The following is a 21,413-nucleotide window of genomic DNA, read 5'->3' on the forward strand; positions in this document are numbered from 1 at the left end:
GCCTCAGGCACGGATCGCCCTTCCTTGTTCGACTTCGTCCTTGACCTGCGCATAGCGGCTCTCGCGATAGGGCAGCCCCAGATGATCACGCAGCGTCGAGCCCTTCAGCACGGGGTCGAAATAGCCGCGCGCGGTCAGGATCGGCAGGACGTATCGGGCGAAGTCGTCGAAGCCTTCGGCGATCACCGGGAAGCCGAGAATGAAGCCATCGGCGGCCCCCTGGTCCACCCAGCGGATGATCTCGCCGGCGATATGGTCCGCCGTGCCGATGAAAGCGGTGCGAGGCGTTGCGGAATCGAGCGCGACTTCGCGCAGCGTCAGCCCCTTCTCGCGCGCCGTCTTCTTGATGCGGTCCGTGGTCGCGCGGAAATTGTTGCGCCCGATATCGCCGAGATCGGGGAAAGGCTCGTCCAGGGGATAGACGCTGAAATCATGATGATCGAAGAAGCGACCGAGATAGAGCAGCGCCTCTTCGATGGTAACGAGATTGCGGATTGCCTGATATTTCGCTTCCGCCTCTTCCTTCGTCGCGCCGACGATCGGGCCGATGCCGGGATAGATGCCGACCGCCGCAGCCGACCGCCCGTGTGCGATCACGCTGTCCTTGAGCTGGCGATAGAAGGCCTGCGCCTCCTCGATCGGCCCGCCATTGGTGAAGACGGCGTCGGCATGCCTACCGGCGAGCCGGATGCCCGAGTCCGAGGCGCCCGCCTGGAAGACGACCGGCTGGCCCTGCTTGGAACGGCCGATATTCAAAGGTCCTTCGACGCGGAAGAAGCGACCCTTATGGTTCAGCCGCCGCAGCTTGGTCTTGTCCGCAAAGACGCCGGTTTCGCGATTGCGGATGAAGGCGTCGTCATCCCAGGAATCCCACAGGCCCTTGATGACGTCCAGATATTCGTCGGCGATCTCGTAGCGCAGCTCGTGTTCGGGATGCTCGCGACTGTAGTTGCGACCTGAGCCTTCTAGCGGCGAGGTCACCGCATTCCACCCTGCCCTACCGCCGCTGATCAGATCAAGCGAGCCGAATTGCCGCGCGATGGTAAAGGGATCGCTATAGGAGGTCGAAACCGTCCCGACGAGGCCGATCTTCGAGGTGGAAGCGGCAAGCGCCGAGAGGATCGAGATCGGCTCGAAGCGGTTGAGGAAATGCGGGATCGACTGCTCGTTGATGTAGAGACCGTCGGCGACGAAAGCGAAGGCGATGCCGGCCTCTTCCGCCTTGCGTGCCGTATCGACAAAGAAGCCGAAATTGACGCTGGCATCGGCCGGACCGCTCGGATGTTTCCAGGCGTTCATGTGGCCGCCGGGACCCTGTAGCATGATGCCGAACGTGACGTGTTTCTGAGCCATGGGTGCAATCCTCTTCAGTATTATCAAGCGACGAGGGAGAGCCGCTCCTTGGCGAGCAGCTCGATGGAGGAAAGGCGCTCGGCAGCCGTCAGCGCCGGTGTGTCGAGAATGAATTCCTTGACGCCGTAGCGGCGATGCAGTTCGTCCAGCTCATTGCGGATCTGCGCTGCCGTGCCGTGCAGCACGCTCGGCACCTTCTCCTCGGTCCGGTAATCAGTGACGCCAGCCTGGCGGGCGAATTCGGCCGCTTGTTCCTCACTGCCGACATTGATCGTCTGACCATTGGGAAGGAAGATCTTGACGATGCGGAGATCGCCGACACGTGCGCGCGCCTGCTCCTCGCTCTCGGCGGCAAAGGCCGCCAGGGCCAAGATCGGGCTCTTGCCGCCGCTCGCCGCCTCATAGGCTTCGAAGGTCTTGCGAAGATTTTCGGGATCGCCATTCAGATGGCCGGCAAAGACCAGCTCCCAGCCCTTCTCGGCTGCCAGCTTGGCGCTGTCGACGGAGGCACCGAGCAAATAGCGTTCGGGAGCGACCGCAGGAAGCGGCGTGGCAACGGCGGTATCCGCCGAGGATTCGCCTGAGAGATAAGCGTTGATGTCGGCAAGTTGATCGGCAAAGCTCGGCTTGCGCTCGGGATCGACCGCTGCCTGCAGCGCCCGCGTCGATAGCGGAAAGCCGCCCGGCGCTTTTCCGACGCCGAGGTCGACCCGGCCAGGCCCTAGCGAGGAAAGCAGATTAAAGGTCTCCGCCACCTTGTAGGCGCTATAATGCTGCAGCATCACGCCGCCGGAGCCGATGCGGATCTTCGATGTCTTGGCGAGCAAATAGCCAATCAGCGCCTCCGGCGCGGAGCTCGCCAAGTTCGCCATATTATGGTGCTCGGCCACCCAGAAACGATGATAGCCAAGCTCCTCGGCTCGAACCGCCAGTCTGGCGGTCGACCGTAACGCATCCGTGGCATTTTTACCGGCGTCGATAGGGCTTTTGTCGAGAAGACTCAGAAGATAGGACATATGGATCATCCGATTATCGTGCCGGCGTTTTGGCGCGGCTCTATAATCTATAAAATACGTAGATTAAATGTATTATAAGAAACGACTTTCTCTTCGCGCGGCAAAGTGGGGAAATAAGTTGCAGAGCATGCGCACCTGTGAGGCGCGACTTTACGCGGAAAGATACGTGCCATCTGACAGGGGGCTGCTACTGCCATCGCGTTCGGTTTCGCAATGGGTTGCTCTTAGGTGCCTTACAGTTCTATCTATGGACCCATGGATTTGGAGCGAAAGAGAAGCTTGGATAATGCCCGATAGCCGAGGTCAAATGAACGACAATGTCATCAAATTTCGAAGACCTAAGCCGCCCAAGACACCGCGCCCCGGTCTACGCAAGTTGCTTGTCATCCTCGTCGTGATTGCGATTTTCGTTGCCGCCTGGGGATATTTCCAGCTTTTCGGCCAGCCGGTCTAATGAGAATACGGGCATCCTTATAAAGCAAAACGCCCGCTGTATGAGAGCGGGCGTTCAAACATCGCACGGTCACCGTGCGAAATTTCAATATTACCGTGCGAGCGCTTCGCGAGCGATGCGCTGGATGTCCGAGCGCTCGATACCGAGATCGTTGAGCCTGCGGTTCGACATGCGACCGAGTTCCGATACGGTCCGGCGATACTTGCGCCAGTTGTTGAAGGAATGCGCTACGTTCATGTTCATCCCCTTCTGCGGGTTTGGAAAAGCGGTTGCCATCCGGGCGCCGCCGTGTTTTCGATGATTGGAATATAAGACTGGCCCTCGCCGGTTAATAGAGCCGTTCGGTCAACGCACCATTGCAATGAACGCATATCTTTATGACGATCGCATATTTTTTAGACGACAAGGATGGGGAATTGCGCTTGGCGCGATGGCCGGATCGCGATTATTGATCGAAACGCTTCGCAAATTTGAAACTGCAGGCCAAATTTTACGACACTTGAATGGTCGATATGCGATTTCGGCATACCTGCCACGACATGACACCGGTGAACCATACAAGCCTGGCCTATCGATCTCCCGGACATGATCGGTTAACATCATCGCAGAGCAAAAGGATACCCATCCATGAGCCTTCGTCCGCCGCAATCTCTGAGGCAGTTCAATTCGAGTGGCGGCTTCAATGTTCTCGAATACGAACTCATGTCCGAACGCGCCGCTTCTCTTGGTCGCAACGGCCTGAAGGTAGAGTCCGCGCTTGCGGAGTTGCGGGCATGGGACGCAACCCGCCACAGCGACGCGGACCGCGAGAACCTTATCAACAAGGCTTCCGACGCCGTGTGGGCCTTCTTCATCCAGCGCGAAATCTGCGGCCTGCGAAACGGTCGCGACATCATACAACGTTACGCGATCCCCAACGAGGTGCTCGCAAAGGTCGGCGTTATCCGCCGATAAAACCGGGCAGAATCTTCGACATCAGCGCCATAGGCGCAGCCTCTCGTGCAGGCAGCATTGCTTCAAACTTCCGCCTGCACAGGTCGGATCATCGGACGCGACTGTAGCCAATGTTCACACCGGCATCGTCGAAGAGATGGATTGCCGACATGTCGGGCGAAACCCGCAATGTCTCTCCCGGCTTGGCAAGAATGCGTTCGCGGAAGACGCAGGTGATGGTCTGTTCGCCCAGTTTGGCAATGATCAGCGTTTCCGATCCAGTCGGCTCTAGCACGACGATGCTGATGTCGATGCCCTGGGGATCGAGATGGATGTTCTCCGGGCGGACGCCGTAGGTGACGGCATTTTCGGGTTTTTTGAGCGTCGGCAGCAGGATTCCGTCGGCCGTCCGAAAACCCTTCTGCGTCATCGTGCCCTTGATAAAGTTCATCGCCGGGGAGCCGATGAAGCCGGCGACAAAGAGATTGCTCGGCTGATCGTAGAGATCGAGCGGTGAGCCCATCTGCTCGATCTTGCCGTCCTTCATGACGACAATCTTATCGGCCATGGTCATCGCCTCGATCTGATCGTGCGTCACGTAGATCGTCGTCGTCTTCAGGCGTTGATGCAGCTCCTTGATTTCCGAACGCATCTGGACGCGCAGCTTCGCGTCGAGGTTCGACAATGGCTCGTCGAAGAGGAACACCGCCGGATCGCGCACGATGGCGCGACCCATGGCGACACGCTGGCGCTGGCCGCCGGAGAGCTGTTTCGGATAGCGTTCAAGCAGGCTTTCCAGGCCAAGGATGCGCGCTGCGCGATCGACCCTCGTCTTGATGTCCGGCCGCGGCATGCGCTTCAGCCGTAGGGAAAAGCCCATGTTCTGCGCTACCGTCATGTGCGGATAGAGCGCGTAATTCTGGAAGACCATCGCGATGTCGCGATCCTTTGGCGGTAAGTCGTTGACGACGTGCGTCCCGATCTGGATCGCTCCCGACGTGATGCCTTCGAGGCCGGCAATCATTCGAAGCAGCGTGGACTTGCCGCAGCCGGATGGGCCGACCAGAACGACGAATTCGCCGTTCTCAATCTCCATCGAAACGCCCTTGATGGCTTTGAAGGCGCCGTAATCCTTGCGCGCATTGTTGACCGATACATTCGCCATTGCTTCCTCCCCTTCCCTGGGCGCAGCTTCAGATCGATTTCAGCGCATTGCGCAGGAAGCTCAAGCCAAGCCGCTCGCCTTCCTTGCGAGCGGAAAGATCCTTGCCCGGCCAACCATAAGCAGCATCCTCATGCTCGATCGAGAGCGTGCCGTCGAAGCCATACGACATTGCCTGGCGCAGGAATTTGTCCCAATCGAGCATGCCCTTGCCGGGCAGCTTATATTGCCACCAGCCCTTGCCATGATAGCCGACGGCCTGCAGCGGCGCGGCGTCGATGGCAGTATCTTTCGCGTGCAGGATGGCGATCCGATCCCTGACACCGGCAAGGGCTGCGAAAGGATCAACACCGATGCGTAGCAGATGCGATGGATCGAATTCCAGGCCGAAGCGCGGGCTCCTGATCCTTTCGAAAAGCTGCTGCCATCCGTAGGGCGTAGTGCCGATGAAATTATCCTTCGGGCCTGGCCAGTTCTCGATCGCAAATGTCAGACCGCTCGCCTCCGTCGCCTCAATCAGCGCGTTCGCATGGTCTGCGAAATTGTCGTAATTCTCCTCCTCGCTCGCATCGTCGTTGCGGCCAGGAAAAATGACGAAGATCGGCACCTTCGCCTCGCCGACCGCATGGGCGAACTCCAGGGTGCTCCTGCGCAATTCGGCCCGGCGGCCTATGTCGGCGTCTAGCTGATTACCAGTCAAGGTGATCGAGGCGACGAACAGGCCGCGATCCCTGGCGACGGTTACGACGTCGGCGACACGATCAGGCGTCTTGATATGACCGCGGACGTCGATCTCGATCGCGTCGAATCCTGCCTCCTTGGCGAAATCGGCAACCTCCTCAAAAGGGCGATCGTTGAATGTCGATGTATAAAAGCCGATTTTCACTGAATTCCTCCCACTTCAAATCGAATGACATTAGGATCTCTTCATGTGGCGTGCAGGCGGTCCATGATCTGCAGGGGCGAGCGCGTGCGCTGTTGCGGATTGGCCGAACCGAGCATCAAGGCCGCCGCCGTCGGCATCGCCGCGCCGCCGAGGGCGGCGGCATCCTCCGTCAGCGAGGCGCGATGAATGGACGGCAGGTTCGGGTCCGAAGACTGCAGGTGTTCGTTCACATAGCGCAGAAGCTCGTCGGTCATGCGCACCGGCAGGCGTCCGCCGACGATCACCGCGTCGGGATCGACGATCAGGCCGATATGGATGACCGCTTCGGCAAGATGAACGCTCATCTGCTTCAGCCAAGACGAAACCAGCTTGCGTCCGCGTGCATCGAGCGCCAACAAATCCTGCGGCCTGCTCGCGTCTATGCCGTGCTTGGCAAGGTGGTCATAAAGGAAGAACAGCGAGAAGATCTCGCCGAGAGGCTGCACTTTCGCCCCCTTCGGATCATTCGGATCGGCGATCGGCAGCCAGCCGATTTCGCCGCTCAATCCCATGGCGCCGCGATGGCCGATCCCGTCGAGCACGAGCCCGCCACCGGGGCAGGCGTTGATGGCGATATAGAAGAAACTGCGGCTTTCGGCGCCAAGTCCGTAGTCCAGCTCCGCCATTGCCGCGGCATTGGCTTCGTTGTCGATGAAGATCGGGTGATCGGTGATGGCTTCGATCGCTTTGCGGACATCGAAAGTCGTCCATTGCGCATAATCGTCCGGTCGGCCCAGCACAGGAATTTCGCCGAGCCAATCGGGAACAGCAAGGCCAATGCCGGCGATGCGCGCATCGTCGACGAGCTTGCTGCGCTGGAAATGCGAGATGGCATCCGCCGTCAGCTCGACAAACTCGGCCGGAAGAATGAAGCGTTTTTCGTGATGCACTCTCCCCCTGACGTTTCCGACCGCATCGACCGCCAATATCGTCAAATGATCGCGGTCGATATTCACGCCGATCGAGAAACAGGCGTCGGGATTGATCTCGAGCTCGATTGCCGGCTGCCCGCGCAGCCCATGGCGGCGGCGTGCCTCTATCACCAGACCTTCATCCAGCAGCCGGTCGACGATGCGCGCGATCGCCGGCTTCGTGAATCCGGTCTGCCGGGCGATTTCTGCCCGGGAGATCGGCGCCTGCCGATGAATGCAGCGCAGGATGACGGCGCGGTTGTGTTCGCCGGCATCCTCGACATTGGCGCCGGTCAGGTCAAAGAAATTATGGGCATCGTCGAATTGTCGCATCGTCAAAGCAGCCTCGCGCTATCTCTCGCCTGCCTCGTACACGCAATTCTCCTTGCCCGTAACATCATCCTTTCACGGCTCCGCTGGTCATCGCGCCGAGGATCAGCCGCTGCAGGGAGAGGAAAGCGACGATGGCGGGAACCACCGAGATCAGGCAGGCGGCCGCCAGCAATTGCACGGAGGAGTCCGTCTGCATGCCTTTGAAGTTGAAGATGCCGACGCCGATCGGCATCAAGTTGTTCTGGGTCAGCAGGAGGAACGGCACTAGGAATTGCGACCAGCCGGCAATCACCGTGATGATGAACACCGAAGCGATGCCCGGCCCCGAGAGCGGAAGGATGATGCGCCAGAACACCGAAAAGCGATTGCAGCCGTCGATCATCGCGGCCTCGTCAAGGCTCCTCGGAATGCCATCCACGGCGCTCTTCAGCAGCCACGTCGCCAGCGGCACGCCGAGCGCGATATAGACCATGACCACAGCGAAATGAGTATCGAGCAGCCCAAGCTTGTTCATGTACCGGTAGAGCGGCACCATGATCACCAGCGGTGAAATCATTTGGAACAGCAGAAGCCCCATCATCGACAGGCCCTTGCCACGGAAATGAAAGCGCGAAAACGCGTAGGCCGCCGGCAAAGCGACGATCAGGACGCCGAGGCCGCTCAGCGACGCGAGCTTCAGGCCATTCCAAAGATAGATCGGGAAGTAGCTGTTGGTGAGCACCGAGACGAAATTGTCGATGGTCGGGTTCTTCGGGATATAGCGGGCAACGCCGAGATAGATCTCCCGCCGACCGCGCAGGGCAAGCGATAGCAGATAGGATAACGGCCCCGCGAAAAACACGAACATGATCAGCATGAAGATATAGCTGACGACATCGCCCCAGCGGCTGCCTGTTCTCATACTCATGTTTCTTCCTCCTTCGGCAGGAACGAGGCGTAAACGAAGGCGAGCCCGAGGCTGATGAACAGCATCAGCACCGACAGCACACTGCCGCCTGAAAGATCGTAATTGCGGAAGACGATGTTGAAGACGTAGAGCGATATGACCTCGGTCGCCCGGCCAGGCCCGCCACCCGTCAACGTGATGATCGCGTCGAAGGTATTGAGCGTCATGATGGTGATCAGGATCATGTTGACGAGGATCGCGGCACGCAGTTGCGGCAGGGTTATGAAGATCAATTGCTGTGTTGAGGTTGCGCCATCTACTTCGGCAGCCTCGTAAAGCGACGGATCAACCGCTTTCAGCGCCGCATACATCACCACCATCGAGAAGGCCGTGCCGCGCCAGACATTGGAGAGCAGCGCCGACCAGGGCGCGATCGCCGGATCGGAGAGCCAGGCCACCGGCGGAATGTGCATCATGCGCAAGATACTGTTGAGGGCGCCATAGGGCGCTTCGCTGAACAGCATCTGCCAGATGATGCCGCCGGCAATGCCGGGTACGACCCAGGCGACGAGCGCGGTCGTGCGCAGGATGGTCGTGCCGAACAATCCGCGTTTTTCGCCGCGAATGACGACAACCGCAACCGCCAGGCCGAGGATCTGCTGGCCGACCACGCTGCCGCCGACGAAGATCAGCGTCGCCCACAGGATATCGGGCAGTTGCGGCGAGTTGATTGCGTTCTTGATTGAATCCAGCGTGTAGCTCGAATTCTCGCCGATCAGCGTCGCGTTGGTCAGCGACAGCCGGAAAACGTCGAGCACCGGGTAAAGGTAGAATACGCCGATGACCAGGATGACAGGCATGATCCATGGAAGCGGCGCGCCGGCAAAATCACGCGGAAAGAACCCGCGTTTTCGGCCTGTTGGGGCCTCCATTGCAATTGGGCTCATCTGCTCTCTCTGTCCAAATGTTTCAAATGGACGTTGGCGGCGCTGCCGATGTTGGAGCGCCGCCCCCGATCATCTTTCGGCTGGAGCATCCGGCTTTGTGGTGGTTCACCCGCAGGCTGACTAGGTGCTCCCGAATCAAAAGAGTATGCGATCGTTGCGCACTCAATTGAACATGCGGTGCGCTAGAGGCGCTTGTAAGCCTCCATCGTCGCATTGAACGCAGCGTTCAAGGCATCCTCCGGCGATTTTGTGCCGGACAGGACGTCGCCCATCATGATCTGAATCTGATTGGAGATTTCAGGATAGATTGGCGCTCCAGGGCGGGCCTGGCCGTTGGCGAGCGCAGCCGCGAACGTCTTGTTCGCATCAGTTGCAAAGACCGGATATTTGTCGAACAGAGATTTGCGCGTCGGCAATTGCTGCTGCAAAGCGTTGCCCGGCCCCATATAGACCTCGCGCGCCAGATTGGCGCACATCTCGACCTTTTCCTTGTCCTTGCTGAAGGAGGCGATCGTCCAGCCTCCGGTGCCGGTCGAGCGCTTGTCCGCCGTCGGACCCGGGATCGGCGAGAAGGTCCATTTGTTGAACTCGTCTTCGTCGAGCGTCGCCTTCAACTGGGCATATTGCCAGTTGCCACCAATGAACAGGGCAGTGGTGCCGGCTGCAGCGGCGGCGTTCAGGTCGTCATAATTGCCGATCGTCGTAACACGCTTCGGCGCCGCGCCGGTATCGACGAGGTCCTTATAATAGGTCAACGCTTTCAGGAATTTTTCCTTGTTGTCGCCTTCGCCGAAGACCGGCTTGCCGCTGTCGTCCACCAGCTTGCCACCAAGAGCCCAGTAATTCGCCAGCCAGTCGAAGGTAGAGCCTTCATAGCGGGAGGCATTGAAGAGAACGCCTTCCATGCCCTGATCCTTGGAGGCAAGGGCGGCTTTCTTCAGATCGTCCCAGGTCTGCGGCGCGTCGGGAACGATCGACTTGTTGCGATAGAGAACGCGCAAGTCCGTATCCCACCACCAGGCACGGATGGTTCCGTCCTTGTCGGTGATGCCATTGCGAATGAAAGGGAAGAGATCGGCAATCTCGTCCTTGCTGAAATAGGGTGAGAAGTCGGCAAGCACATGGTTGATCATGAATTGCGATAGCACGAAGGAGTCGACCGCCGCACAATCCGGCGCATTGCCGGCCTTTGCCTGTTCGAGCATTTTCGCCTGTTCGGTGCCGATATCGGCAGACATGAACTGCATCTGCAGCTTCCAGTCCGGATGTTTCTTGATGAAGTCCACGAACAATTGCTTGTAGCCATCGGCAATCTTGGGATCGGCATTGTTCGGACTGTCATTCGTCAGGCGGACAACCAAAGACTTCGGAGCATTCTCCAACCCGATCCTGTCTTTTGTCGCCAACTCCTGGGCATAGCCGGACTGCACTGCAAATAGCATCGTGCTCAGCGCCAGGGCGCTGACAATTGACTTCATCATGATGGGTCTCCTCCCCCATTTTGGCGAATACAGCAGGTTTGATCTGTTGACCTATCCTCATTTCCGTGCTGCATTGATTAGATTAAGTTACTTTGTTTTGATGTCAAGCCGGAACTAGGAGGAGCGGAAAATGGCGATCTTTGCGAAGACATAGCGCCCGGCGACATTGTTCAAGCGTCACGTCATCAACTTCTGAACGGCGAAGTAGAAATTGTTTTGCCGCAATCCACTGTGGGTTCGAGTTTGAATGCTCGGCCACGGAGAGATGATCCTATGGGAGGGTAATATGCGCTTACTTATTCTCGGCACCGGCGGAATGGCCGATAAACATGCTTCGAGTTTCAAGGCGATCGAGGGCGTGAGCGTTGTCGGCGGCGTCGACATCGTGCCCGAGCGGCTGGCGGCCTTCTGCAGCCTGCATGGCATACCCAATCATTTCGGCTCTCTCGAGGAAGCGCTTGCCTGGGGCGAGTTTGATGCAGTCGCCAATGTCACTCCGGACCGCGTCCATCATCCCACCACCATGCAGGCGATTGCGGCCGGCAAGCATGTCTTCTGCGAAAAGCCGCTCGCGACCGATGCCATCAAGGCGATGGAGATGGCGGAAGCGATGGAGAAATCAGGCAAGGTCGGCATGGTGAATTTCACCTATCGCAACTCGCCTGCCCTGCAGAAAGGCCGGCAGATGGTGCTTGCCGGCGAGATCGGCGCCGTGCGCCATGTCGAGGCGTCGCATCTGCAGAGTTGGCTGGTCGGCAAGGCCTGGGGCGACTGGAAGACGGAAAGCAAGTGGCTGTGGCGCCTGAGCAAGAAACACGGCTCCAACGGCGCGCTGGGCGACATCGGCATCCACATCGTCGATTTCACCTCTTACGGCTCTGGGCTCGACGTCGCACATGTCTTCGGCCGGCTGAAGACCTTTACCAAGGCGCCGGGCGACAAGATCGACGAATATGATCTCGATGCCAATGACAGCTTCACCATGAATGTCGACTTCACGTCAGGCGCAATCGGGACGATTCAGGCAACCCGCACGGCGGCCGGCCAGCTCGACCAGTTGCGATTGCGTGTCTATGGCGAGACAGGCTCGATCGAAATGATCTACGACACGGGCAAGTCGACCTTGCGCGCCTGCTTCGGTGACGACGTCCATACCGCCACATGGCGCGATATCCCGTTCGACCCGGTCGAAACTAATTATCAGCGCTTTGTCCAGGCCGTGAGGGCTGGCAAGACGCAGGAGCCCTCCTTCCGCCGCGCCGCCAATATCCAGAAGGTGCTCGATAAGGCGCTCGCCTCCGATCTCAGCCATAGGGACGAACAGGTCGCATAGCCAGCGACGTGCCCAGTCAAAAACCGGCCGGGCACCCCGTTTACCCCGCCGATGGCGATGGCAACAGAGCGTCGAAGAAGGGCAGCAGCGCAGCGCCGATGGCAATCCCGCCGCCGTCAAAGCTTGCCGGCCTGATGGGCGAGATCCATGGCGTAATGAATGGGCGAATGGTCGTATTGCGGCGCTCGATCGACATCTGATGGATCAGTGCCTCGACAATGCCACGCGGCAGATCACCGCCGACAAGAATTGCGCCAGGGGCGAGGAACCCTGCCGTCGCGACAATGGCGTCGAGCAGATGACCAGCAGCATTTTTCACCCAATCCGAAACGGAAGCCGACATCGGCAATTCCTGTCCGGCCAGAAGCGCTGCGAACTCCTCTGGCGACAGACAGGCCTTTAGCGCATGCAAACCGACGATACTGTCGAGCCGAACATGATCCGGACCCGTCCGCATCGCCCCGATGCTGCCCGCCCGGCCATGCACACCGGCAAAGGGCACGCCGCGCACGAGAAGCGCCGCCTCCACCGTATCGTCGATGATGATCATCACCAGGCCGCCCTCGGCCATCGGTGCGCCGATGGTGCGCTCGGCAAGCACCGCCGCCACGCAATCGCGCTCGACCAGGACGCGGAGCGGCCGCGAATCAAGCGCTATCTGCTCAAGGCTGACCTCCTCCGCCGATGGGGCGGCAATGCCCATGCCAAGCACGCGAGGCGCCGCCGTTTTGCCGGCAAGAAGATCGCGTGCCGCCTTTTCAAGGCTGGCCGACAGCTCGATCGTCTGGTCGAGCTGCGTCCGCTCTCGGATCTGGCCGCTGAGGTCGATCAGCACGGCTTCCGGGCAGGCCCCGCCCAGCCGGACGCCGATCGAGAAGGCGCCATCCGGATTGAGTGCAAATTCCGTGGACGAAGCCCCCTTAGCCGCATCCCTGCGCCGCCTGGATGTGATGAGGCCGTCATCGCTCAGCCGGCGCAATATATTGGTGATGCCCGGCCCGCTCAGTCCGGTCCGCTGTCCCAGTTCGAGCCTCGTCAACGGACCGTAGCGGCGAATGGCTTCGAGGATGACGCGGAAATTCCGATCGGCGATCTCAGTCGAGCGAAGGCCCACCTTCTTAGATGCCGCCGGCACGTTAGGTCCGACGCGCGCGCGCCCTTGCACATCTGACCGGGAGTGCCGCATGAACCCTCTTCTTCGTCACACTTCGACGCATGATATCACCGATGCCTTTTATCATCGGAACATCTCTTGTCGAGGCGGCAGCAAAAGGCTCACCGAAGGCTGATAACCTTAGCGGCTAAGCCGGGCGCAATAGCGCCCAGCTTTGATAGTAAAGGAATTGTTCAGCTCGCGATTGCGAGCTTGTCCTGCGTCTTGGTTTCAAAATCGCTGGCGTCGTGGCGCTCATGCAGTTGGCTTGAGGGCTCACCGGATACCCGGTTGACCATCCGCCCACGTTTGACTGCCGGCCGTTCGAAGATTGCATCGGCCCAACGCTGGACATTCTTGTAGTCCTCGACCTGAAGGAACTCGGCCGCACCGTATTGCCAGCCCTTGACCAGGCCGCCATACCAGGGCCAAACGGCCATGTCGGCGATCGTGTATTCCTTACCGCTGAGATATTCGCTTTCGGCAAGGCGGCGATCCAGCACGTCGAGCTGGCGCTTCACCTCCATGGCAAAGCGGTCGATCGCATATTCGATCTTCGTCGGCGCGTAGGCGTAGAAGTGGCCGAAGCCGCCGCCGAGATAGGGTGCGCTTCCCATCTGCCAGAACAGCCAGGAAAAGCATTCGGCGCGCACGGCGGGGTCGGTCGGCAGGAAGGCGCCGAACTTTTCGGCGAGATAGGTCAGGATGGAACCGGACTCGAAGACGCGAATCGGCGTCGGGCCGCTGCGATCCATCAGGGCCGGAATTTTTGAATTGGGATTGACCCCCACGAAGCCGCTTCCGAATTGATCACCCTCGCCGATCTTGATCAGCCAGGCGTCATATTCCGCGCCGCTGTGGCCGAGCGCCAGCAGCTCTTCCAGCATGATCGTGACTTTCACACCGTTCGGCGTTGCGAGCGAATAAAGCTGAAGAGGATGGCGGCCGACCGGCAGATCCTTGTCGTGGGTCGGTCCAGCGATCGGACGGTTGATATTCGCGAACTGGCCTCCATTCGCCTTGTTCCAAGTCCAGATTTTCGGCGGCGTGTAGTCGGAAGAACCGGTCATGCTCAAACTCCTGATATTTGACAGGGACGTACAATCGATATGGCGTCGATAGGCTGTAGCACCTAGCAGAGGTAACGATGTTTTGTCAGGGGCGAGAATGCCACTTCACGCAACAGTGAGACAATTATCTAACTGAGCGTTGAGATTTTTGGTGGCTGGATTGTCAAGGATGACAATGGGCGCCTGCGCCCTTGAGGACAGCAGACACCATTAAAGCGCATGATCTAGCGCAGTTGCGCGCTGCGGAAGTACTTACGTGCAGAACAGAAAAAGGCCCGGAGGGAAACCGGGCCTTCTCCCTTTTCTGATCGGAGGTCAAATTCAGATCAGATTAGAAGCTACGCTCGAAGCGGAGGATACCAGCCCACTGATCTTCGTTGATCGAATCCCAGTTGGTGTAGGTGACTTCCGGCTCGATGAGCAGGTTCTTAACCGGGTTGAACTTCAGGTTCGTCGTAGCGGAGAAGATCTTCGAGTCGGTATAAGCGACCTGGAAGTTCCACTTCAGCTTTTCGTTGATCGGAACGCTTGCGCCGCCCCAAACTGCCCAATCGCCCCAGCCGATACCGGAAGCGTCGCCGCCACCGTTCGCGCCAGCGTACTTGTTCAGCTTGTCGCCGTCGGTGTTCCAGCCGCCCATAACGAAGGCAGAGAAGACGCCGAAGTCGGCATCGACACGAGCCTTGATAGCGCCTTCTTCGACGATGGAGTCATAACCACCAACGACCTTGAAGGACCATGCGCCAGCCTTGTAGCCAGCACCGGCGACGACGTCCGGAGCGTAGTGATCCGAGCTGTCTTCGCCGTTGGAGCCGGTTGCGCCAACGCCGGAATTGGTGTCTTCCACCGAGATCACAGCCGTGAAGCCGTTGCCGGCGTCGTAGTTGTAGGTGATCTGGTTGAGTTCGTACGGGCCGTCATAGACCACGTCGTCGTTGATGACGTCGCCGGCATAACCGGTGAATACGTTGAACTGCGAGTCTTCCTTACCGATGGTGAAACCACCGAGGCTGATGCTGCCGTGGAGGAAGTTGGTGCTCGTGGAGCCGCCTTCCTGCCAATCCCAACGCAGTTCCGTGTTGGTCTTCAGCGGACCGTATTCGGTGTCGGTAGCCGTCTGAAGCTGCAGCTCGGCGCGGGTGTGCCAGAGCGTGCCACGAACGTTGTTCGGGTTGTAAGCGTCGTACCATTCACCTTCGGTACGAACCTTGCCGCCGATCTTGAGGCAGGTTTCGGTGCCCGGAATGAAGAAGTAGCCAGCGCCGTATGCGTCGCAGATGCGAACGTATTCGAGCGGCTCCGGTTCAGCAGCGACGACAGCGTCAGCCGCGTGAGCGCCGGAAACTGCTGCAAGCGCAGCAGCGGAGCCGAGAAGAAGGCTCTTGATGTTCATTTTGTCTCCAATCTGTGTGCCTGATCGGAACGACCCGGAGATTATCCGTTACGTTCATTCATCCGGCTGTTCCCTTTGAATCGAAAGTTCGTGAACTTCCGGGCGCACGATAGCCAGAGAAGCTCCGTAGCCAACACAATATTTTGATAAATCCATGGGAATACGCTGACATAAACCTGTCATAGATGCAGAAATGCATCAGTAAATTAAGAATAACTGAATATATAATGCCAAATATGCCGGTAGAAATATTCAGAAACATACGCACTGTACGTATAATTATAGATATTGTACTTACAATACTTATCAATAGCGCCCATATTGTAAGGCAATATTATCATTTTTCCATCGAGTTGTTGCGCAAAATGATTTCTCTGGGCTGCAAAAGCGTCGCCGATACTGCCTCCATGGGTTGTCAGGAATGAATGCTGCCACGACCGGCGCAGGCGCCAAGCGCTGAACTTTTCGGAAAACAAGCGGTAACCAATAAGGGGCGTCACAGCCCTCAGGCGTAAGCGCAAGCTTACAAATAGCAGGAGGCACCAACTTTCGCCTGCCCTAGCCGCCGGGACATGGCGGACTAAGCGCCGAGAATCTGGTCGATGAGGGAATTGGGTAAAAGCGTCCGGCAGAGGAAGGACCTCCGGCAGAGGTCCTTCCGGTAGGATTAATCGAGAATTTTGACAACCTTGCGCGTTTTCGGCTGGATGATGACACGCTGATGGTTGACGACGGCATAGGCGTAAGTCGGGTTATCCGGAACCGGCGTTACGACAACGGTCTCGGGGAGCGGCTGACCGACGACGACTCTTTCTTGTACGACGGCTTCAGCCGGAGGCATCGGCTGCTCTTGCACATAGGTGACAACCTTCTGTGGCGGCGGATCGATGGCGGTACCGACAATAGCGCCCGCAACACCACCGACTGCCGCACCCACCGGGCCACCGACAACAGCTCCGGTAACCGCGCCACCCGCGGCCCCAGTGACCGTCGAGGACTGCGCGAAGGCTGAACCAGCGAGAAGGCCGAAGGCGGCCGCTGCTGAAACGATGAGTTTCGTATTCATAGCATTCTCCTTTCCTTTTCGGCTCATGTGAGCTGGTAGGGGAATGACTGCTGCATCCGAAAGTTCCTTTGCGGAATTACCTGCAATTATCACAAGTTGCGCCACGGCGATAAAATTCGTGAGAAGTCCCTCGGTGACGGCATCTGCGATTCTATTTGTTGTCATCGTCGCCGGTCGCCAGTGGCACGACCAGACCGAGCTTGACGTCTCGCAGGACAACATTGGTATGCATGCGTCGGATCTGCGGGTTTTCCGCCATGATCAGCGCAGCGATGTCGTCATAGTGTTCGACGTCCCGAGCCGTGATGATGGCAATGAGATCAACTGCGCCCGTGACATAATAGACCTGTTGGATGTGATCCTGCTTCTCCGCCCAAAGGCGGAACTTCGCAAGCGCATCGTAATTATCCCGCTCGATTTCCATCCCGGTGATGAATACCATGGGCGTGCCAGTCGCCTTGCGGTCAACGACGGCGACTTCCGCTTTGATGATCCCCTCCTCGCGCAGGCGTTTCAGGCGCCGTTGCACGGCCGAGGTCGAAAGCCCCACCCTTTCGGCGATGGTTTCCGCCGTTAGCTGGCAATTGCGCTGGATGATCTCGAGAATATCGCGATCAAAGCGATCCAGTTTTTCCATCCTACCCCCAGACCGTGGTCGTGAATTGCCCGGCAATACCGGCATTCTGTCACATTTGATGCATATGAAACAAATTTCTGCATATATTATGCAAATCAATCAGAATTTGCGCGCAAAAACGGCACATATACGCGATATTCTCCGCAAATTATTTTTACTCGGAACCGCGTATGACAGAACCGCCTCTCCAAGCTCTTCATGTGGATGATCTTCACAAGAGCTTTGGTCCCCATGAAGTCCTCAAAGGCGTTTCGACGAAAGCCAAAAAAGGCGATGTGATTTCGATCATCGGTTCGTCAGGCTCCGGAAAAAGCACCTTTCTGCGCTGCATCAATTTGCTGGAAATACCGGATCGCGGCCGTATCGTCGTGAACGGCGAGGAAATCGCCTTAAAGCGCAACCGCGGCGGCCAGATGCAGCCGACGAACTGGCGGCAAGTCGAACGGCTGCGCACCGGTCTCGGCATGGTCTTCCAAAGCTTCAATCTCTGGGCACACCGAACCGTACTCGAAAACATTATCGAAGCGCCGGTTCATGTCATGGGCGTTGCCCGCCGGGAGGCCGTCGAAAAGGCGGAAGCCTTGCTCGAAAAAGTCGGACTTTACGAAAAGCGACATGCTTACCCCGCCTTCCTTTCCGGCGGCCAGCAGCAGCGAGCCGCCATTGCCCGGGCGCTTTGTGTCGATCCCGCTGTCATGCTGTTCGACGAGCCGACGTCGGCACTCGATCCCGAGCTGGTCGGCGAGGTGCTGAAGGTCATCCGCGACCTCGCGGAAGAGGGCCGAACCATGCTGCTCGTCACCCATGAGATGCGCTTTGCCCGTGACGTCTCCAGTCATGTTCTCTTTCTGCATCAAGGACGGGTCGAAGAAGAGGGTCCGCCGCGGCAGATCTTCGATGCCCCCTTGAGTGCCCGCTGCCGGGAATTCACCGGCGCACTCAGCCACTGATCCCTCCCCGCTTTCACAAACAACAACATTAGGAGAATCCAAAGAATGAAACTGCCCCTGCTTCTTGCCGGCGCCATGCTTGCCGTTTCTGCCTTTACGGCTCAGGCCGACGTTCGTTTCGGCATTATGAACGAATCCTATCCGCCCTTCTTCGCCAAGGATGCCTCCGGCCAGTGGCAGGGCTGGGAAATCGACCTGATGAATGCCGTCTGCGATCAGATGAAGGAGAAATGCTCGATCGTCGAACTCTCCTGGGATGGCCTCATTCCAGCTCTGCAGAGCAAGAAGTTCGACGTGATCTGGTCATCGATGTCGAACACCGTGGAACGCTCGAAAATCATCGACTTCACCGACAAATATTACAACACGCCAAGCACGCTGATCGGCCCGAAAGACCAGAAGCCTGGCGCCGCCGCCGATGATGTCAAGGGCAAGACCATCGGCATTCAGGTTTCGACCATTCAGTCCGACTACTTCAATAAGTACTTTGCCAAAGTCGCGGATCAAAAAACCTATCAGACCCTAGACGAGGCATTCCAGGATCTCGCCGCCGGCCGCATCGACTATGTTTTCGGCGATTCGCTGGCTCTTGACGCCTTCCTGAAGAGTGATGCGGGCAAGGATTGCTGCGCCAAGATGGGCGACGTCGCCGACGACAAGGAAATTCTCGGAGCGGGCGTTTCCGGTGGCCTTCGCAAGGAAGATACCGAGCTGAAAGCCAAGCTCAATGCCGCGATCGCCGCGATCCGCACCAGTGGCAAGTATGACGAAATCACCAAGAAGTATTTCGACTTCGACATCTACGGCGCAAAGTAAGCGATCTCGACGATGGCGGCCGCTCCACAAGGTATCTTCGACCTGCTCTCTCCCTATCCGCCCGGGTGGGGTGGTGTGCTGCTCGTGGGTGCGGCCTCCACGATCGCCATCTCCGCCGGCGCGTTTATAATCGGCCTCCTGCTCGGGGTCGGAGGCGCGCTTGGCAAGCTTTCCGGCAACAGGCCGCTCGGCCTGTTGCTCAATCTTTATACGACAGCGGTCCGCGCCATTCCGGAATTGATTCTGATCGTCGGGCTCTATTATGCCGGAATGGATGGCCTGAACCGGCTCTTGGCTGCGCTCAATCTGCCTGCGATCGAAGTGAACGGCTTCGTCGTCGCCGTCGTCGTACTCGGCATCGTGCAGGGGGCCTACATGACGGAAGTGCTGCGCGGCGCGATCCTCGCAATCCCCGCCGGTCAGATCGACGCAGCGAAGGCCTTCGGCATGGGGCCGATGCTGCGTTTCCGCCGCGTCATCCTGCCGGCACTCTTGCCGAATGCCCTGCCGGGCCTTGCCAATCTGTGGATGTCGATCACCAAGGACAGCGCGCTGGTCGCCGTCGTCGGCTATCAGGAACTGGCGCTCGCCACGCGCCTCGCCGGCGCGAGCACCAAGCATTATTTCATCTTCTTCCTGGCTTCAGCCTTTCTCTATCTCGCCCTCACGCTCGCCTCCAATGTCGTCTTCAATCTGATCGAGCGCCATGTGCGGCGTGGTCAGCCGAAACCTGCCTGAGGAGCGAACGGCATGACCTTCTCATGGATAGCCTCCTATTGGCCGCTTCTCTTGGCAGGCGCTGCGCAGACGGTGGCGCTGCTGGTGATCTCGGTCGTCTTCGGCTTCATTATCGCTATCGGCCTTGCCTTTGCGCAGGTAAGCGGCGGTCCCCTGACGCAACTTCTCGCCCGAGGCTATTGCACCTTCTTCCGCGGCACGCCTCTGCTCATCCAGCTATGGCTTCTCTATTACGGCGTCGGTTCGCTACTGCCGATGATCCCCGGTATCCGTCAGAGCCTGTTCTGGCCGATCCTACGCGAGGGCTTCTTCTTTGCCGTCCTGAGCTTTACGCTGAACTATGCCGCCTACGAGGCGGAGGTGTTGCGAGGTGCACTGCTCGCAGTGCCGAAGGGGGAGTTGGAAGCAGGCCGTGCATTTGGGATGCGACCCTTCACGCTGACCCGGCGCATCTGGCTGCCGCGCGCCATTCGCATCGCCTTGCCGACGATCGGCGGCGAAATCGTCATGCAGCTCAAGGCGACACCACTCGCCTTCACCGTCACGGTGATGGATCTCTACGCTGTCGCCAGCAAGGTGCGTCAGGACACGCTGCTGGTCTACGAGCCGCTGATCGTCGTTACCGTCTTCTATCTCATTCTCACCGCCATTATCGCACGAGCCTTCCGCCACTTGGAGGCGCAGGTGCCGGTGCGGCGCTAGCACGCAGGAAGGTCATGCCTTTGCGCAGACCCGACGCATTTACGGAGACCCTACCCATGAGCAAACTTTCCATTCTCGATGGCGGCATGAGCCGCGAACTCCTGCGCCTCGGGGCCGAACTGAAGCAGCCGGAATGGTCAGCTTTAGCGCTGATCAATTCCCCAGACATCGTTCGAAAGGTCCATGAGGAATTCATCGCTGCCGGCTCTGATGTCGTCACCACCAACAGCTATGCCTTGGTACCCTTTCACATCGGCGAGGAACGGTTTCAGAAGAACGGTGCGTCGCTGATGAGGCTCTCGGGCCAATTGGCGCGCGAAGCCGCCGATGCCGTCAGCAACCGGGAAATTCTGGTTGCCGGTTCGCTGCCGCCGATCTTTGGCTCCTACGAGCCGCAGAACTTCGATCCTTCGCGGGTGCAGACCTATCTCAAGGTGCTGGTTGAAAATCTAGCGCCCTATGTGGACGTATGGCTTGGCGAGACCCTCAGCCTGATCGCCGAAGGAGAGGCTGTGCGCACCGCGGTTGCCGCAACGGGGAAGCCATTCTGGATCTCGTTCACGCTGGCCGATGACGAGGCACAGGTCAAAGGCAGCGAACCGAAGCTGCGCTCCGGCGAACGGGTGGAAGATGCGGCGATCTGGGCGGTCTCGTCCGGCGCGAAGGCTCTCTTGTTCAACTGCAGCAAGCCGGAAGTGATGCAGGCGGCGGTCGAAACAGCGGCTCGCGTGTTCAAAGATAAAGGCTCTGCGCTCGAGATCGGCGTCTATGCCAATGCCTTTGAAGGCGAACAAGGTGATTCGGCTGCCAATGAGGGCCTTCACGATACCCGAGAGGATATGACCAGCGACACCTATTCGCGCTTCGCCTGCTCATGGGCGGAAGCTGGTGCGACCATGATCGGCGGCTGCTGCGGCATCGGAGCAGAGCATATCCACCGGCTGACAAGGGCGCTCCTGCGCTGAAACTCGCTGCGCAATGACCAGAATCAGCTCGTCATGCTCTATGATCCGACCGCAAGCGGCGACAAATTCGCGCGGCGATGGAACAATTCGCCCCTGCGGATGTTGAACTGTCAGTTGGCAGGCGCGCGCACTGACCAACTGTCTCCAAGCCGAGCCCGTCGTTGGTAGCGCCCCTGCCAGCGGCGGGTT

The 21,413-nt window shown here is 58.7% G+C and carries 22 protein-coding genes; 8 read left to right on the forward strand and 14 right to left on the reverse strand.

Translation table 11 applies throughout. The features are described from left to right. Positions 1 to 3: 3 nt before the first annotated feature. Positions 4 to 1,353, reverse strand: coding sequence for an LLM class flavin-dependent oxidoreductase (locus PH547_RS26310; RefSeq protein ID WP_285169831.1), 1,350 nt, complete (start codon positions 1,351 to 1,353; stop codon positions 4 to 6). A 23-nt stretch (positions 1,354 to 1,376) separates the two neighbouring features. After that, positions 1,377 to 2,369, reverse strand: a complete 993-nt coding sequence (locus PH547_RS26315; RefSeq protein ID WP_260304279.1) for an MsnO8 family LLM class oxidoreductase — start codon at positions 2,367 to 2,369, stop codon at positions 1,377 to 1,379. A 307-nt stretch (positions 2,370 to 2,676) separates the two neighbouring features. On the opposite strand from PH547_RS26315, the gene PH547_RS26320 reads away from it, so the two are divergent. Continuing rightward, on the forward strand, positions 2,677 to 2,823 hold the full coding sequence (locus PH547_RS26320) for a hypothetical protein (RefSeq protein WP_260304280.1): 147 nt from the start codon (positions 2,677 to 2,679) through the stop codon (positions 2,821 to 2,823). A 90-nt stretch (positions 2,824 to 2,913) separates the two neighbouring features. On the opposite strand, the gene PH547_RS26325 is transcribed toward PH547_RS26320, so the two are convergent. Beyond that, positions 2,914 to 3,060: a DUF1127 domain-containing protein gene (locus PH547_RS26325; RefSeq protein WP_260304281.1), complete on the reverse strand. Its 147-nt coding sequence runs from the start codon at positions 3,058 to 3,060 to the stop codon at positions 2,914 to 2,916. 390 nt (positions 3,061 to 3,450) lie between these two features. Here PH547_RS26325 and PH547_RS26330 point away from each other — a divergent pair, with 390 nt between their 5' ends. Next, the gene (locus tag PH547_RS26330) at positions 3,451 to 3,777 is read left to right on the forward strand and encodes a DUF6665 family protein (protein WP_283052202.1); all 327 of its coding nucleotides are present in this window, start codon (positions 3,451 to 3,453) and stop codon (positions 3,775 to 3,777) included. 88 nt (positions 3,778 to 3,865) lie between these two features. On the opposite strand, the gene PH547_RS26335 is transcribed toward PH547_RS26330, so the two are convergent. From PH547_RS26335 to PH547_RS26360, 6 genes are all read right to left on the reverse strand, one after another. Continuing rightward, positions 3,866 to 4,921, reverse strand: coding sequence for an ABC transporter ATP-binding protein (locus PH547_RS26335; RefSeq protein WP_285169832.1), 1,056 nt, complete (start codon positions 4,919 to 4,921; stop codon positions 3,866 to 3,868). Between the two features lie 28 nt (positions 4,922 to 4,949). Beyond that, a complete protein-coding gene (locus PH547_RS26340) occupies positions 4,950 to 5,804 on the reverse strand; it encodes a sugar phosphate isomerase/epimerase family protein (RefSeq protein WP_285169833.1) in 855 nt (284 codons plus the stop codon). 41 nt (positions 5,805 to 5,845) lie between these two features. Further along, on the reverse strand, positions 5,846 to 7,087 hold the full coding sequence (locus tag PH547_RS26345) for an ROK family transcriptional regulator (protein WP_285169846.1): 1,242 nt from the start codon (positions 7,085 to 7,087) through the stop codon (positions 5,846 to 5,848). Between the two features lie 64 nt (positions 7,088 to 7,151). Further along, entirely contained in the window at positions 7,152 to 7,994 is an 843-nt protein-coding gene (locus PH547_RS26350) for a carbohydrate ABC transporter permease (RefSeq protein WP_260304285.1), read from the reverse strand. Continuing rightward, on the reverse strand, positions 7,991 to 8,920 hold the full coding sequence (locus PH547_RS26355; RefSeq protein ID WP_260304286.1) for a carbohydrate ABC transporter permease: 930 nt from the start codon (positions 8,918 to 8,920) through the stop codon (positions 7,991 to 7,993). Before PH547_RS26355 ends, PH547_RS26350 begins: the two co-directional genes overlap by 4 nt. Positions 8,921 to 9,102: 182 nt before the next feature. Continuing rightward, on the reverse strand, positions 9,103 to 10,401 hold the full coding sequence (locus tag PH547_RS26360; RefSeq protein WP_285169834.1) for an extracellular solute-binding protein: 1,299 nt from the start codon (positions 10,399 to 10,401) through the stop codon (positions 9,103 to 9,105). 286 nt (positions 10,402 to 10,687) lie between these two features. Between PH547_RS26360 and PH547_RS26365 the strand changes: the two genes are divergently transcribed. After that, on the forward strand, positions 10,688 to 11,734 hold the full coding sequence (locus PH547_RS26365; RefSeq protein ID WP_285169835.1) for a Gfo/Idh/MocA family protein: 1,047 nt from the start codon (positions 10,688 to 10,690) through the stop codon (positions 11,732 to 11,734). Positions 11,735 to 11,774: 40 nt separating this feature from the next. Here the strand turns inward: PH547_RS26365 and PH547_RS26370 are convergent, their stop codons facing one another. The 5 genes from PH547_RS26370 to PH547_RS26390 all read right to left on the reverse strand — a co-directional run bounded on the left by PH547_RS26370 (position 11,775) and on the right by PH547_RS26390 (position 17,053). Next, on the reverse strand, positions 11,775 to 12,920 hold the full coding sequence (locus PH547_RS26370; RefSeq protein WP_483315583.1) for an ROK family protein: 1,146 nt from the start codon (positions 12,918 to 12,920) through the stop codon (positions 11,775 to 11,777). A gap of 161 nt (positions 12,921 to 13,081) precedes the next feature. Next, positions 13,082 to 13,957 carry a glutathione-dependent disulfide-bond oxidoreductase gene (yghU, locus tag PH547_RS26375; RefSeq protein ID WP_104827334.1) on the reverse strand — a complete coding sequence of 292 codons (876 nt, stop codon included), beginning with the start codon at positions 13,955 to 13,957 and terminating at the stop codon, positions 13,082 to 13,084. Positions 13,958 to 14,288: 331 nt separating this feature from the next. Next, positions 14,289 to 15,350 carry a porin gene (locus PH547_RS26380; protein WP_260304292.1) on the reverse strand — a complete coding sequence of 354 codons (1,062 nt, stop codon included), beginning with the start codon at positions 15,348 to 15,350 and terminating at the stop codon, positions 14,289 to 14,291. A gap of 667 nt (positions 15,351 to 16,017) precedes the next feature. Further along, positions 16,018 to 16,416: a DUF1236 domain-containing protein gene (locus tag PH547_RS26385; protein WP_260304293.1), complete on the reverse strand. Its 399-nt coding sequence runs from the start codon at positions 16,414 to 16,416 to the stop codon at positions 16,018 to 16,020. A gap of 151 nt (positions 16,417 to 16,567) precedes the next feature. Then, positions 16,568 to 17,053: an Lrp/AsnC family transcriptional regulator gene (locus tag PH547_RS26390; protein ID WP_104827337.1), complete on the reverse strand. Its 486-nt coding sequence runs from the start codon at positions 17,051 to 17,053 to the stop codon at positions 16,568 to 16,570. 170 nt (positions 17,054 to 17,223) lie between these two features. Between PH547_RS26390 and PH547_RS26395 the strand changes: the two genes are divergently transcribed. Genes PH547_RS26395 through PH547_RS26415 form a run of 5 tightly spaced genes read left to right on the forward strand, consistent with a single transcriptional unit; the run spans position 17,224 to position 21,224 of the window. Beyond that, positions 17,224 to 18,003 carry an ABC transporter ATP-binding protein gene (locus PH547_RS26395; protein ID WP_260304295.1) on the forward strand — a complete coding sequence of 260 codons (780 nt, stop codon included), beginning with the start codon at positions 17,224 to 17,226 and terminating at the stop codon, positions 18,001 to 18,003. Between the two features lie 45 nt (positions 18,004 to 18,048). Continuing rightward, positions 18,049 to 18,819: a transporter substrate-binding domain-containing protein gene (locus tag PH547_RS26400; protein ID WP_260304296.1), complete on the forward strand. Its 771-nt coding sequence runs from the start codon at positions 18,049 to 18,051 to the stop codon at positions 18,817 to 18,819. Positions 18,820 to 18,831: 12 nt separating this feature from the next. After that, entirely contained in the window at positions 18,832 to 19,557 is a 726-nt protein-coding gene (locus PH547_RS26405) for an ABC transporter permease (protein WP_260304297.1), read from the forward strand. Positions 19,558 to 19,569: 12 nt separating this feature from the next. Beyond that, positions 19,570 to 20,259, forward strand: coding sequence for an ABC transporter permease (locus tag PH547_RS26410; protein ID WP_285169837.1), 690 nt, complete (start codon positions 19,570 to 19,572; stop codon positions 20,257 to 20,259). A gap of 56 nt (positions 20,260 to 20,315) precedes the next feature. Continuing rightward, positions 20,316 to 21,224 carry a homocysteine S-methyltransferase family protein gene (locus PH547_RS26415; RefSeq protein WP_285169838.1) on the forward strand — a complete coding sequence of 303 codons (909 nt, stop codon included), beginning with the start codon at positions 20,316 to 20,318 and terminating at the stop codon, positions 21,222 to 21,224. The last annotated feature ends 189 nt before the right edge of the window (positions 21,225 to 21,413 follow it).

The organism is Rhizobium cerradonense (genome assembly GCF_030182455.1).
Classification (GTDB): Bacteria; Pseudomonadota; Alphaproteobacteria; order Rhizobiales; family Rhizobiaceae; genus Rhizobium.